Raw genomic sequence first — 13,808 nt, 5'->3', positions numbered from 1 at the left:
AATAAAATCTTTTATTTCTTTTTCCAATTCTTCATTGGTAGAACGAAATCGTAGGGATAATCCGCGAGGATCTCCATGCGGCCATCGGGGCGGACCCAAAGTGTATCTTCGATGCGGAAGCCCATACCTTTTTCGGGATAATACAATCCGGGTTCGGAAGTGACAATTACCCCTGGGGCGAGTCTTTGATCATCGCCGACGCTAAATCCGCTGAATGGTCGTTCGTGGATATTCAAGCCCACGCCATGTCCCAAACTGTGGACGTAGCCCTCGATCGGTGCTTTGGTATGCAGCGGAGTCTGGTGGCCTTTGCCTTCAAAATATTCGCAGGTCATTTGCTGATAATTTTTGAAAGGCACATTCAGATCAAAATTATCATTTAATGTATCGTAGATTTCCTTGACCTGATCGAACAATTCCTGTGCTTCAGGTGTGGCATAACCCAAACTCCAGGTACGCGTGAAATCGTAGTAATATCCGCCGCCCGCTTCGGCAGGATAAATATCGAAGACGATGGTCTGCCCAAGTTTCATCAGGTCAGTTGGGTTGCCAGCGGAATGCGGCACGCCCGCGTCACGTCCGATCGCGAAAATAAAACCTGAGGGTAATTCGGCGCCATGCTCGGCCACCCACAAGCGAATCTTCGAATGCACATCACCAACGGTCAATGCAGAATTATCTTCATTCAACAGGACTTCATCCTCACGTACTTTGCATGAGGTGAGAAACTCCGCGGTCTTGCGCACCACGTCTTTGGCGGCTTCGTCACGTTCCATGTCACCGAAAAGAGAGCGGCTTGTTCGCCGCGTTTCTTGATCAAGGTTGCGTGGCTTACATGTCCGCCGCCGGTGAGATAGGTCATCGGCGGGTTGTGTTCGGCATTTCCAAAAACAATAAACGCATCCAAATTTCTGGCTTGCATAAGGGCATCAAGTTCTGATTTCATTTAATCTCCATCTGCATATGATTTTTCTCTACCTTACACTTACATAGTTTCTTGACCGCGAAGAGCGCAAAGAACGACCAAAAAAACTGAAAGTTTCCTTTGTATTTCTCTTTGTGTCCTTTACATTAGTCAAAAATGATTTCTACTAAAAATCATTGAATACATTTTTCAACCCAACCAACAGCGAACCTTCCTGCTCAGGTAATACGGTGCGCGGATCGAGCAGCACTTTATCATTTGCAGTGCGAGCAACAATGGGTGGATTTTGCGCGCGCAGTCTTTTTAGAAATTTATCAGGCGACTCAACCGTCAGTGACAATAAATATGTGGGGAAGGATTCACCGGGCAGACTTCCCCCGCCCACAGTGGACTCACCTTCCACGATCTCACCTTGTGCCAACTCCCGAATCCACGCTTCAACCCGACCTTTGATCTGCTTCGGCGTATATGACATCATCTTCAAGACAGGGATTTCCCGCTCCGCTTCATCTTTGAGATAATGCAAAAGCGTGGCGGAGATTCCAGCGAGGCAGGCCTTATCCGCGCGGACAGCTCTCGCCAGCGGATGTTTCTTGATCTTATCGATCAGGTCTCTTCTGCCGATGATAATCCCCGCCTGCGGGCCGCCGAGCAATTTATCACCAGAGAAGCAGACCACATCCACGCCGGCTGCGAGGGACTCTTGAACAGTTGGTTCATGAGCCAGCCCATATTTGGCCGTATCATACAAAGCACCGGAGCCAAGATCGTCAATTACGAATACACCTGATTGATGGGCAAGGTCAACAACATCTTTTAATTCTGGCTCTTCAGTAAAACAAATGATCTTAAAATTTGACGGATGCGCGCGCATGATCAACGCGCCGCCATCTTGTAATGCTTCTTCATAATCTTTCAAATGGACTTTGTTCGTCGTACCTACTTCAAGCAGTTTTGCGCCGGATTGTTTCATCACATCCGGGATGCGAAATCCGCCGCCGATCTCAACCAGTTGTGAGCGCGAGATAATCACGCGTTTGCGATTCGCCAATGCGGATAAAACCAACAGCACTGCTGAAGCATTGTTATTAACGATCATCGCAGATTCAGCGCCGGTCAATTTTTGTAAAATGGATTCAGCATGGATCAAACGCGAACCGCGCACGCCTTTTTCAAGATCATACTCAAGGTTGGAATATCCGCGGGAAACAGTATCCATGGCGCGGATGGTTGCGTCACTTAATGGGGCACGTCCGAGGTTGGTGTGCAGGATCACACCCGTAGCGTTGATGACCGGGCGCAGAGTCGGCTTGATCCACGAAGTGAGGAGAGAGTCTGTTTGGGCCAGGATCAGATCATGTAAGGGCAGAACAGTTATCTGTCCAGAAGAGAAGCGGGCTCGTATTTTATCCAGTGTTTCACGGATGGCAGTTAACGTCAGCGGGCGGCCGAAGCGGGCGATCAATTCCGCGGCGTTTTTTGTTTGTAATAATTCTTCTACTGAGGGGAGGTCACGAAGGGTTGTCATCAAGGATCACCGGGGGCTGGCGGTTTGCTTTTTCGCGCAAACGAATAAAATACTCAGTGGCGATCAAACCGCCTGCGAGGCCAAGGATTACATAGAGGGTCACGAGCCCTCCCAATTGCAGCCATGCGAGCGTGGCTGCATAGACACCCACCCACAAAGCCTGACGCACGATGACATTTGATTCTGCTGCGGGTTCAGTTGGAAAACGACGATGCAAAAAGTAAACAACGGGCAGCGCGGTGCCTGTCAACGCCATAATGCCAAGCACAAAAAATCCCCAGCGTGCCCAAACAAAAGGCAGCGAGAAAAAGATCAGCGCGGCAATACCGCCCCAGCCAACGATCACGAGTGCAAGAGTTGAAGGAAGATAAGTTCGAAAATTTATCGGGTGAGAATTCATTGCGTGAATTATACCCGCAGAGGGAATGGGCTTTAATTACGATTCGGTCAGCACTACGGTACAAAAGTAACATGACCAAAGCATAGTTTTCCACCTTTGACCCGCCGAACAGGATATATTGCTAGTGCGCCCATCTTCCGATGGTGTGGTCTATTCCATTCTTAACCCAGGTGGCAAGTCACAATCATCAAAGAACACTCACGCTATTAAACCGGGGCACCCTCACATCTTAAATTTTCATCACTAGAGCGGGGTCATTTTTATACTTCAATAATCGCAAGCCCTCCAAGCGCAAGGCTTCAGGATAGAGCGCTTTGTAAATATTGCAATTTGGAGATTTCACGTCATAACGTCCTGTAGCCCGATGCGTCGCAAGCGGACATCCCCCCGCGCACCAATGTTTCCATTCGCAGGTTTTACACCCTTGCTTTTCTTCCACAGATAAATTCTGGATACCCGTTTGGTCTGTTTGCAAAACGGCTAATGGATCATTCACTGTCATATCTGTGATCGGTTTGTGAATTTGCATTTGGCATTTCGCAATCTGTCCATGTTGATCGAACACCAGATAATTTCGACCCACATCGCAGGTATGCGTATGCGGTGAGATCAAATTTGCACGGTCAACAATACTGCCAAGTACACTTCTGGTTGGCAAATTCTTTTCAAGTACGCGAAAGGCGGCCAATATGCCTGTGATGATCTTTTGCTCTTCAAGCTTCATATCTTCATCTGAAACAGAAAGATCATTCTCGCGATAAAAATTCAAATTAAACGGAAGACTGCGGTCCACCAGCCAGGTTAATAAAGAAGGCAGTCCCTCAACAGTTCTACCGCTGACAGTAACTGAAATATTGGGCACAAGTCCATGCTGAAGAGCCAATTCCACAGCATCTGAAACATCCGCAAAGGAACCACGTCCGCCTGCATAAGAACGATGAATATCGTGGTGGTCACCCAGTCCATCCAGCGAAATCATTAACTGAATATTCTGTGATTTAAATGCATCCGCGATCTCCGCATTCAACAAAGAGCCATTGCTTAACACCACTTCTTCAAGGATCAAACTATTTTCATCCGCCATGCGTCTGGCATGGGAATGCAGTTCCATAATCAAAGGGTATTGCAGTAAAGGCTCACCACCCGCATATTTAAATTTTATTTTTTTGAAATTATGAAGTATGGCTGAGCGGAACGCTGACTCGATGGCCGCTCGCCCAACCTCTGCAGACATATCCTCACGCACATGCGGAAGATAGCAATAGGAGCATCGAAAATTACAACGGTCTGTCAGATGAAGCCAGGAAGTAAGCATATCAGGCTGATGCAAGCATAGATCATTTGCATGGTTATCTTTTTCTGTTTCCAATAATCCTTGCGAGAAAAGCCGGCTGGTGAGGTCCGGCTGTGCTATTTGCCGCCTGTGATCACTTAATACTTCAATCGCCGCCATATTTAAAACAGACGCCCCTTTACTGCCAAACGGGGAAAGAAAGACCTGAAAATCATCATTCAACTTCAGCTTAATTAATCCGGCAGGGATCATAAAATCATCCTGAGGCACCGGGATAGGCAGCGAAATATCCACTGATGAAGACGAACATGCGCAATCCCCTTCAGTTTTATTTTCACGGGTGAAACTCGTCAACAGAAGAGGCATGGTTAGTGGTTTCATATCTTCATCTCCATTATGGTACTACCGTGCGAGCTTCGTTGTTTCAAGCGTTGCCTTAAGCGTTTTACGCATTTTGGACAGCGCAACCTTTTCCACTGGCGGAAGCTGCTCGATCTTCGCCAATAATCTCTTAACATAGGTCAATGTCTTTTCAATTCCCTCTTCACGCTCAAAAGCATGCAGGCGCTCCTGCATTTTATCGAGACTTTCTTCGTATCTTCTCTGATAAAAGCCGGAAGCTTTATGGCGAGATGCCCAGGCTTTCGCCATCAGGCTGGCAGCTTCAAAGTAATGTTTGAATGCAGCAGTATATTCTTCCTCCAAATAGAACAGGTCGCCAAGCACAATGTCTGCTTTGGCAACAAAGAAATCGGTCTCATCATTTTCAGCCAATTTCTGCGATTTATTCGCGTAATTCTTCGCCTTTTCAATATATCCCCCGCGATCTTTTTCATTTGAGCGGGTTGCCATTTTATAATAAGTAACAGCGATATCATCCAGAGTGTCGGTCTGTTGAAATCTCTTTCCCAATTTTTCACTCAGAACCAATGACTCATTCAAGTATTTCAGCGCGTTTGTCCAATCCTGTTTTTCACGATACGTTGTGCCTATTTCGTTCAAAACAGTGATCAGGTTGTCCTGGTCATATAATTTCTTTAATACTTTCTCTGCCCGGGTAAGTTCATTCAATGCTTCGTCATAATTATTCATAAAGCGTTGCATTCTACCGAGGTTAATCTGAGCCATTGCCTTGCCGCGATTGCTGTGCGCATCCTCAAATGACTGATAGGCCTTGGTAAACAGATCAACCGCATTTGGGATTCGCCCGCCATCTTCCATAATCAACCCAAACGTATTAAAGCCCAGACCAAGCTCGTAAGGTATATTAAGGTCACGTCGTATGTTCAAAGCCCTACCTACATAGGTTCGGGCACGTTCCACATCGCCGAGCCGGTAATAAATAAATCCCATATTGTTCAAGACGCGCGCCTTATGCTTCTTGGCTTGCAAACTTTGCCCAGGGATCTGTAATGCTTTTTTATAATATTCCAATGCCTGCTTATAGTTATCAGACACCCGGCAGGCAAAGCCCCAATTGTTATAGAGTTGTCCCAGTTGATTCTTCAACAGGGAACGATCGGAAGCGGATTTCGCAGTTTTAATCAATGCCAAATAAGCAATTTCAGCTTCTTTCGCGTGAAGAATCGCTTCTTTTGGATTGCCCGTGTAACTGTCCAATTCCACCAGTTGCATTAACGTGGTAGCCCGCTGCGCAGGGCTTACATCGGGACGCCTGATAAATGCGTGCCAGATACTGCCAGCCCGCTGATAGTCCTCCTTGCGAAATGCAGTCAATGCCATTCGAAAGTCAAATTTATCCCGCTCCTCCTGAGGCAGCTGATTCTTGAATTCCACTACTTCCTGATTAAGCATGTCACAATATGCGAGGTCAAGATAATGAACAGCGGTCGCAAATCGCGACTCATAAAACTTCAATCCCTCCGGCAAACTTCTCTTCAGACGATAATATAGATCCTCAGAGAGCAGGGCACGTTCACGGTCATTCACCGGGGTGTTTTTTCCTTCAAACAATTCAGGGTCATTAACGATCGTTTTATACCAATCAAGCACCAGCGGATAGGGCTTCCCCATCTCTTCAGTAATTTCCTTTGGCCACACATATTCATTGATCAACATTCTCATTTCATCATGCAAGTTGATAACAAAGTGCCCGTCTTCGATCTCACGATACTTAATAAAGCTAAACTTGACCATCTCGTCCACAATCTTCTGAACCTTATCCATGGGCAGGGCGAGAAGATCGCTTAATAACGACAACTCCATTCGCCGCCAGGCAAAGGCCATATACAGAATCGTCATTTTTTTATTCGGCTCAAGCCGGCGCACCCAGCCGACCAACCCGGCAGCGAATGAATCGGTCATACCAAGCAGCTCGCTCAATGTGCCGACATCGTTCGACAACCAATCGTAAACAAGCGCCACATAAAGCGGACGTCCACCGGTACGCTCATAGATCTGTTCAAATCCATTCTCATCAATCGATTCAGAAATATGAAGATCTGCGCAGAAATAATCTTTAATATCCTTAAGTTCCAAAAGCGGAAGTCTATACGTCCAGACCTGTCCCTTATATTTTTCATTTTTATGAAAATCACCCGCCTTCAGCAACTTCAACCATATCCCCTTCAATATTATCAATTTCTTCAAAAAACCTGTCCAACACCCATTCTTCAACCCCTTTCATTTCCTCACATGTGTCGAATAAGAGCAAGACTCTTTCCTTTTGTCCCAACAGCACTTTATATTCTGCAAGAAACTTTTCAAATACCTGTTCAAGACGATCCTGAAAGACTGCATTCTCCCCATCTTTTGAAGCACTTAATTTCTGAAACTCATTACTCTCTTTCCGAAAAGCCCCGGAAGGATCAAAGCCAAGCCTCAAGGCAATTTCATTCAACAAACCAATTTCAGATTGATTGCTCGTGTCATAAAAATCAATCAATCCCGTTACCGCAAGTCCACTCGTATATTGTTCGCGGGCAATCTTCTCGTATTTCTCCAGCAGACGTGTTTTCCCAATACCACCCTCTCCTGGAATATGTAAAATCCATTCCGGACGTTCCCGATTAAGAATTGATTTAAATCCTGCAATTTGTGGTTCACGGCCTACAAAAATGGACTTGCTTTCAGAAGGCAAAAACACCTGTGACATTTTATCCTCCACACTATTTATACAAATGATAGGTTGGGTCACCATACAAAACCCACCCGGCCCAAAAATCGGGTGATTTTTTTCGGAACGCCAATCGCGCCAGCCTGACAGATTCACCCAGAGTTTCCCCTGAAAGGGCGTGCTTATAAAACTCAAGCGCAAAACCTCGCGCCAGATCATCGCGGATCGCCCAAAGCGGACCGAGACAACCCATCGCGCCGCCCTTCAAAGTGGAGATGGCAACGCCCTCCATAAACTCGCCACGCGGATTACGCAAGCTGCTCTCTGTGTATGTTTGCGCAGTTTCACAAGCATTTAGATAAAGGAATGCCTGACTACTTAATTGGCGTTCAAACTCTTCAGCCAGCCATGAATAATCTTTAAATTTCAAACTGCTTTTCAAGGGAACATCCACATCGTAACGGGCATGTCCCGCAAAGTGGATCAGGCGATAGGGTTTGTTCCTCAGCTTCAAAGCAAAAGCATTGACCGTAGCCTCATCCCCGATCAATGTCTCAACATTCCAATCATGCTTCTTAAAAAGCGCTGCGACTTCATTTGCTTCGCGTTCAGCCTCAGGCAGATCGCCTGTGGGATTCCCAACCACCAGCGCATACTTTGAGCCTTCTGAAAACGGAGGATGCACAACGGGCGTATCAAACATTTGCGGTTTACGCGCCATCGCATGACGTAAGGAAAGAAAGTCCACGCCGTCATGAAATAATTCCCAGGGAATGTCACTGTAATTTGTAACCAATTGCAGCGGCACATCTTCGTGATTAAGTAAAAAATCCTGAGCTTCCCTTGGAAGGTATGCAGCAAATGCAGAATGACCTGTATCAGGCATTTGAGTTCGCCATTCGTTCCAGCCATAACGTTGGTTTGTATAAATACGTCTGGTGGGCCAGATCATTTGACTGCCCGGGAACCAGGTTACACGATATTCCGACGGCGCAAAAAACTCGCTGATCACATTGATATTTTCTGATGGGCGTCTTAGATGTTCATCAATTAACTGCGCCAGTTGTTCCACCGGCCTCCCGCCCAACAACTCGATCAATTCCACATCCTGCAAAAGGGAAAGTTTTAATTGCACAGCCTCCTGCATTTCAGATTCGTGCTTTGGGCTAAAGCGCTTCAGCTGTCCACTTAATTCATCCTTAACCGCAGTGAATACATCCCTCCGTGTCAGCAAAGAGATCGTAGCCACATGGAACAAAATCTCCAAAACAACCGAAGCCTCAAGACTATCGAGACTTTGATAAATATCCCTTACCTTTTGATGTAACTGGATCGTGTCCTGTGGATGAAGGATAGACAACGCCTTCTGCATCAACTTTCGCAGAGGACGTTCAATCTCATACGCATCACGGGTAACGATCACAAGATTCCACGGCGACTTCCGCAGATCCATTGCTTTATAAGTAAACCAGGTTGCATCTGCATCCGCGCGGAATTCTTCGGGTAAATTGGGAATGCCGCTAAACAGTTTCTTCAGCAGGTCAGGTTTGAACCAGCGCGGGATCGAAGCGATCTCCACAAATTTCCTAACCCAATCCTTGGCATCCTCCAAAATATGTTTGCGGATGACTTCCTCGTATAGTTTCTCTGCCAACTGCAGACGGTGCTGCTCAACCGCATCCACCTCAACCCCCAGCTTGCTCAATTCAAAAACGATCATCTCTGTGCTGTAAGGATGCCCATTCGAAAGGTCATAAATAAATTCTGTTGCCGATTGATAACGGATTCCAGATGGCAAGGAACCAATATGATGCTCGGTAAATTCAATACTGAGCGGATTTAACATATAGGCGCCGGACGCCTGCTTAAAATAATTTGGCCAGCGACTCTCCCGAATCAATTGCCCTCTACCAGCAAAGATGATCGCCATCCCCGGAGACCGATCTGCCTCAACGAATAACCGCGCAAAATCCGTGCCGATCCAGTTTAATAATTCCGCCGGACAATACTCAGTTTTATCCAACAGCAAAATAAGCGGATGATGAATTTTGGTTTGGATTTCCACCAGAACGCCGATAAACTCCTTGATCAGCGCACCATACTCAGCGACGCCTGTATCGCGCATCCTTTGAATATTCTCAAGGACGGTACTAGCAGACGCGGCCAGGCCGGCCATTTCCGACCTTCTCCCGATCTGCTCACAGACTGAACGTAAAAATTCAGAGACCAGCGTAGATTGATCTTCTGCATCCTGCCAATTAAAAGATGACTCGATGGTAATGAACGGGAGTTGTCTTTTTTCGCAGATCTCTTTTACAACGTTGAGGATTCTGGTTTTTCCAATTCCCTCAATGCCGTAAAACTCCAACGCACGGAATGGCAGCACTCCAGTATCTGCCTGAAAACTTTTTGCTTCGATATCCGCCAGCAATTCCTGTGTAAGCTTGCGCTGGTCTTCACGGTCAATGGGGCTGTCAGTCGTTGGGTAGTTCAACATTGTGTTTTCCTTGACAATCATGCAGGAAAAGTTTCATCTTTACTTCTTCAACCACAGCATTTCGATGCCTTAGATATAGATTCCTGCTTGAACATTGGGTAAAACCACGGCCGGTAAACAGCCGTAAAGATACGAAATTATCGAAAAGAATATCCGCCACCAGGCTTTTATAGCCAAACACAGGTGCGATATTAACAATAAAATCCAATAATTTAGTCCCAATTCGTTTGTGTCTATGCTTTGGCAATAATACGATCCCAACACTTCCGGTATAGCGCCCGCCTAAATCTTCCGGTGATAACCTGACAAAACCCGCCAATTCCTTTTCGTCACATACAGTAAGAAGAAAATACCCGTTTTCTTGGTCCGCTCCACATGCCAACAAATTTTCCCAGGTCAGTGAAGACACATAACACCCAGTTTGCAAAAACCTGTTTTCCGCAGCAACACGGTTAATAACCTCAATCACCCGCTCCCGATCATGTTTGTGAAAGACGCTATATGTAAACATTATAGCAACAATCTCCCATCAAAATCAAGCCTCATATTACATTGAAGAAACGCCGCCACTATCCAGCGCCAGCAAAATATCAGTGCATAAAACGCGCGCACGAAGAATCTCGTTTTCGGGCACAATTCGGTTATGCGCAAGGGGGTTTCTGACCTTCGTGATCTGTTTCATTTTGTCATAAAAGATCGCCTGATTTCTCGATTCAAAGCCGAAATCCAAACAACTTTGGAATAGCTTCCACTGGGATGAGATCAATTCAGAAAGATCATCGAATCCGGCGAATTCAAGGATGTCTGGTACGTGGTCGTTATAGTTTTTGAAAGCGGACTGCTCCCTCTTATGGTTAAGCACCCAATGTGAATACATCTTGGGATACACCGCTTCGATCTGGCTTATCCACTCTTTGCCATATCTCTGCTCATATTTGAGAACGATCAAAGCCCTGAGTCTCTGCTCCACCTGACCGATCAGTTTTCTCACCTGACGAGTGATATGCTCCTGATCCAATCCCTCTGAGACGTATTGAACATTTGCAACAAGCATAAATTCCTGTTGAATGATCTCCCCCAGTGAATTCAAAACAACTTCCAATAACTTCTTTTGACGCTTTGAACCGGTCATATCGATCATGTGCAGGGAATTCTTTATTTCAGATACCGCCATTAATGCTTTTCGAAGTAAATTTAACTGGGCGTATTTATCTTCTCGAAACACAGAAGCCAACAGGGAAGTTAGATCTCTTAATGCGAATACTGTCTTTCGAAACTCAGGAGCCCAGGCGATCTCTATCATCCGCAGCGCAGTTTCTATATCTTTTTGCAGGGAAATGATCGTGCCCAACGAACCTACCAGGGAGAAAAGTTTTAATATCTGCTCGATCAACCGCGCAGATTGGTCCGCCAATGCGTTTGCAATTTCAGGCTTGCATAAAGGAATAAGATTTTGTTCAAAGAGTAACGCATCAACCAGTATTCCTATTCCCTCCTGAGGTTTGCTGTTTTCACGTTCGATCAGCACATATCCACTTGCCATACTCCCCAACACAAGCGCCCCGTTCTGAAAGTCACCTTTTTCGAAATTATCCTCTACGATCTTCAACAATTCTCCAAACTTTATTTCATTTGTGTTGACAATATTCAAACTATGCAAAAAAAATAATGCTTCATTCGGAGCAGTCAGCAAAACCATTGACTCATCATGAACGAAATCAACCACCTGACTCAAACGTTCAGGAATGGAAATTATGTTCCCGGAAATGGTTATATTTTTGCGATCATAAACCACCAAGCACAGTTTAATTAGACAAACTTGATAGCAATAGCTAGCAATTGAACACCCAACTACATATAAGTATAACTCAAGATATTTGCTCAAGTCATATTCGAGCAATTGCGCTAAACTTGAATTGGCTGTTACGATTTATTCCCCGTAATAAGCCCCGCACTGACCAACCAACGAGGCCAGCGAAGCAAACAAGATGTCGACTGATTTACAGGCAGGCTATAATCTGAATTATTCAAACTAAGAGTGAAAAGAGGAACCCCAATGAACGTATCCGATGCCATTCGATTAAAGCGCGCCGTGAGAAAGTTTCAAGACACTCCCCTGCCCGATGACGTGGTCAATGCCATTCTCAACGCGGGACGCAGATCGCAGTCTTCAAAGAATACTCAAGCCTGGAAATTCATCGCGATCCGAGATAAAAAAATATTAAAGGCCTTGTCCGATTGCGGCGAGTGGGCGGGACATATCGCAGGTGCAGCCTTGTGTATTGCGATCCTCACACCCGACCCAAATGAGAAATTCCAGATCATGTTTGACGCAGGTCAAGCCGCGGCATTTATGCAATTGGCCGCCTGGGAGCTGGGAGTTGGTTCCTGCCCGGCTTCTCTTTATCAATTCGATAAAACACGCGAAATCTTAAGTTTCCCCGCTGAATGGCACTTGCGGATCGCTGTCTCGTTTGGATATGCACTGGAAGAAGAAAAACTATCCGCACCACCAAGAAAAGGCGGACGAATGACTCTGGATGAAGTAGTACATTGGGACAAGTGGTGAGGCGATTTACGATTTATGATTTTGGATTTACGATTTCGGATTAGCAATTGTTTCGTAACAAATTCTTAATATTCAACTGATAAAATCCAGATCAAGACCATTTTCCAAAGGAGATAAATTCATGAATATTCAAGATATCGAAGGCATTGGCGCTACCTACGCCGACAAATTCAAAGGTGCGGACGTGCAAACCACGGACGATCTGCTCAAGAAAGGCGGCTCTTCCAAAGGCCGCGCAGAACTCGCCTCTGCCACCGGGCTGACCGAGAAGCAGATCCTCGAATTTGTTAACCGCGCAGACTTGTACCGCATCAAAGGCATCGGCTCGGAATTCGCAGACCTGCTCGAAGCCGCCGGTGTGGATACCGTAGCCGAACTCGGCAATCGCAATGCTGAGAACCTCGCTGAGAAGCTAAAAGAAGTAAATGCAGAAAAACAAAAAGTCCGCGACCTGCCTAGCGCCGGCGAACTCGGCAAATGGATCGAAGAAGCCAAGTCCCTGCCGCGAGCAGTGGAGTACTAGAGAAGAGAAGACCTCCGAGATTGCTCTCGGAGGTCTTTTTATTTTGGACGGTAGGCGATTAATCAAATTTTACGATTTACTTAAAACAGGCGCACAACTGCTCCACTTCAGCCTTGCTTGAAATTGCAACGAGTCTTTCAATTCGCTTATCGGGGGATACCATAATCGAGAGAGTCAACCGGTCATTTTCCGCTTCGGCCCATGTGACTGATCTAATGGCACGCAATGGAATATATTGCCAGACACCGCCGTAATTTGACCTTACAAGTTTTCTGCCAGTCTCGTGAACATCCTGGATCAGGATCAATTCATGGTTGGTCAAAATGACAAGGTGCGCCAGTGAGACCGTGCGTTGAAACATATCCCCCAGCGGCGCCCAGAGGGGTTCTCTGATCTCAGGCTGTAAAAGAATCTGCGAAACAATATCCCCGCTGACCAGACTGCTGCGTCCATAGTTCATAAACTTAAAATTGAGCGTGGATAAATAATTGAATTTATTTTTCTCCGCGCTCCATTGAGTTTGATCAACGGCTTGATATATCGGGCGTAATTTATTGATGAAGGCTGCAAAATGCCGGGCGCTTGAAGTGTTATAGTCAATCGTTGAGATATTCGCTTCACCTGCGCTGGTTAACCCGCTGATGGTCAGCCACGAACTTAAAAGAACACTGCCCATCTCCACTGAGTAAACAGACCGATATGGATAACTCTTTGCAACGACCTGACTGTCCATCCGCTCAAGAATGTGGATGGCGTCAACAGAGTCAAAGATCAATTTTTCGGTTGTTTTGCCTTGAGCTTTTACAAATGAAGGTGTAAGCAGGGTATACGGAAATTGCCGGCCATCTGCAATATGAGATTCAAAAAAACTCCTGTAAATAGATGGAACCTCTTCGTAAGACTCGATCACTTTAGTCCACGAAGCCATGGTTTGCTTTGCCCCGGTCAACACAGTACTATCTTTGAAATTTTCAGACATGTGCATAAACCTTTGTA

At 45.9% G+C, this 13,808-nt stretch carries 13 protein-coding genes; 2 read left to right on the top strand and 11 right to left on the bottom strand.

Translation table 11 applies throughout. From position 1 onward, the window contains the following. Window positions 1-11 precede the first annotated feature (11 nt). From IPL71_RS21795 to IPL71_RS21750, 10 genes are all read right to left on the bottom strand, one after another. A complete protein-coding gene (locus IPL71_RS21795) occupies window positions 12-776 on the bottom strand; it encodes a M24 family metallopeptidase (RefSeq protein ID WP_345325303.1) in 765 nt (254 codons plus the stop codon). Beyond that, window positions 686-946, bottom strand: a complete 261-nt coding sequence (locus IPL71_RS21790; protein WP_345325301.1) for a hypothetical protein — start codon at window positions 944-946, stop codon at window positions 686-688. The genes IPL71_RS21795 and IPL71_RS21790 overlap by 91 nt, the downstream gene beginning before the upstream one ends. A 145-nt stretch (window positions 947-1,091) precedes the next feature. Continuing rightward, a complete protein-coding gene (gene selA / locus IPL71_RS21785; protein WP_345325299.1) occupies window positions 1,092-2,453 on the bottom strand; it encodes an L-seryl-tRNA(Sec) selenium transferase in 1,362 nt (453 codons plus the stop codon). After that, window positions 2,437-2,853: a hypothetical protein gene (locus IPL71_RS21780; protein ID WP_345325298.1), complete on the bottom strand. Its 417-nt coding sequence runs from the start codon at window positions 2,851-2,853 to the stop codon at window positions 2,437-2,439. The genes selA and IPL71_RS21780 overlap by 17 nt, the downstream gene beginning before the upstream one ends. Window positions 2,854-3,082: 229 nt before the next feature. Continuing rightward, window positions 3,083-4,528: a radical SAM/SPASM domain-containing protein gene (locus tag IPL71_RS21775; RefSeq protein ID WP_345325297.1), complete on the bottom strand. Its 1,446-nt coding sequence runs from the start codon at window positions 4,526-4,528 to the stop codon at window positions 3,083-3,085. 21 nt (window positions 4,529-4,549) lie between these two features. Further along, the gene (locus IPL71_RS21770) at window positions 4,550-6,724 is read right to left on the bottom strand and encodes a tetratricopeptide repeat protein (RefSeq protein WP_345325296.1); all 2,175 of its coding nucleotides are present in this window, start codon (window positions 6,722-6,724) and stop codon (window positions 4,550-4,552) included. After that, window positions 6,702-7,262 (bottom strand): ATP-binding protein, encoded by a 561-nt coding sequence (locus IPL71_RS21765; RefSeq protein WP_345325294.1) that lies wholly within the window; start codon window positions 7,260-7,262, stop codon window positions 6,702-6,704. The genes IPL71_RS21770 and IPL71_RS21765 overlap by 23 nt, the downstream gene beginning before the upstream one ends. Window positions 7,263-7,275: 13 nt before the next feature. Then, window positions 7,276-9,720 (bottom strand): CHAT domain-containing protein, encoded by a 2,445-nt coding sequence (locus IPL71_RS21760; RefSeq protein ID WP_345325292.1) that lies wholly within the window; start codon window positions 9,718-9,720, stop codon window positions 7,276-7,278. Then, window positions 9,698-10,231, bottom strand: coding sequence for a GNAT family N-acetyltransferase (locus tag IPL71_RS21755; RefSeq protein ID WP_345325290.1), 534 nt, complete (start codon window positions 10,229-10,231; stop codon window positions 9,698-9,700). Before IPL71_RS21755 ends, IPL71_RS21760 begins: the two co-directional genes overlap by 23 nt. Window positions 10,232-10,267: 36 nt before the next feature. Next, window positions 10,268-11,446, bottom strand: a complete 1,179-nt coding sequence (locus IPL71_RS21750) for a hypothetical protein (RefSeq protein ID WP_345325288.1) — start codon at window positions 11,444-11,446, stop codon at window positions 10,268-10,270. Between the two features lie 330 nt (window positions 11,447-11,776). Between IPL71_RS21750 and IPL71_RS21745 the strand changes: the two genes are divergently transcribed. Next, complete coding sequence (locus tag IPL71_RS21745) at window positions 11,777-12,289, top strand: nitroreductase family protein (RefSeq protein ID WP_345325287.1); 513 nt, start codon at window positions 11,777-11,779, stop codon at window positions 12,287-12,289. 121 nt (window positions 12,290-12,410) lie between these two features. Continuing rightward, complete coding sequence (locus IPL71_RS21740) at window positions 12,411-12,812, top strand: DUF4332 domain-containing protein (protein WP_345325286.1); 402 nt, start codon at window positions 12,411-12,413, stop codon at window positions 12,810-12,812. Window positions 12,813-12,888: 76 nt separating this feature from the next. On the opposite strand, the gene IPL71_RS21735 is transcribed toward IPL71_RS21740, so the two are convergent. Next, the gene (locus IPL71_RS21735) at window positions 12,889-13,791 is read right to left on the bottom strand and encodes a hypothetical protein (protein WP_345325285.1); all 903 of its coding nucleotides are present in this window, start codon (window positions 13,789-13,791) and stop codon (window positions 12,889-12,891) included. Between the last annotated feature and the right edge of the window lie 17 nt (window positions 13,792-13,808).

It is taken from the genome of Candidatus Villigracilis proximus, assembly GCF_016717045.1.
In the GTDB taxonomy this organism is placed as follows: Bacteria; Chloroflexota; Anaerolineae; order Anaerolineales; family Villigracilaceae; genus Villigracilis; species Villigracilis proximus.
This window is presented reverse-complemented; position numbering and strand designations above follow the sequence as displayed.

Excerpts from the sequence above, each read along its gene's own strand:
- IPL71_RS21795 (WP_345325303.1), bottom strand. The coding sequence starts at position 776 with ATGGAACGTGACGAAGCCGCCAAAGACGTGGTGCGCAAGACCGCGGAG.
- IPL71_RS21790 (WP_345325301.1), bottom strand. The coding sequence starts at position 946 with ATGAAATCAGAACTTGATGCCCTTATGCAAGCCAGAAATTTGGATGCG.
- selA (WP_345325299.1), bottom strand. The coding sequence starts at position 2,453 with ATGACAACCCTTCGTGACCTCCCCTCAGTAGAAGAATTATTACAAACA.
- IPL71_RS21780 (WP_345325298.1), bottom strand. The coding sequence starts at position 2,853 with ATGAATTCTCACCCGATAAATTTTCGAACTTATCTTCCTTCAACTCTT.
- IPL71_RS21775 (WP_345325297.1), bottom strand. The coding sequence starts at position 4,528 with ATGAAACCACTAACCATGCCTCTTCTGTTGACGAGTTTCACCCGTGAA.
- IPL71_RS21765 (WP_345325294.1), bottom strand. The coding sequence starts at position 7,262 with ATGTCACAGGTGTTTTTGCCTTCTGAAAGCAAGTCCATTTTTGTAGGC.
- IPL71_RS21760 (WP_345325292.1), bottom strand. The coding sequence starts at position 9,720 with ATGTTGAACTACCCAACGACTGACAGCCCCATTGACCGTGAAGACCAG.
- IPL71_RS21755 (WP_345325290.1), bottom strand. The coding sequence starts at position 10,231 with ATGTTTACATATAGCGTCTTTCACAAACATGATCGGGAGCGGGTGATT.
- IPL71_RS21745 (WP_345325287.1), top strand. The coding sequence starts at position 11,777 with ATGAACGTATCCGATGCCATTCGATTAAAGCGCGCCGTGAGAAAGTTT.
- IPL71_RS21740 (WP_345325286.1), top strand. The coding sequence starts at position 12,411 with ATGAATATTCAAGATATCGAAGGCATTGGCGCTACCTACGCCGACAAA.
- IPL71_RS21735 (WP_345325285.1), bottom strand. The coding sequence starts at position 13,791 with ATGTCTGAAAATTTCAAAGATAGTACTGTGTTGACCGGGGCAAAGCAA.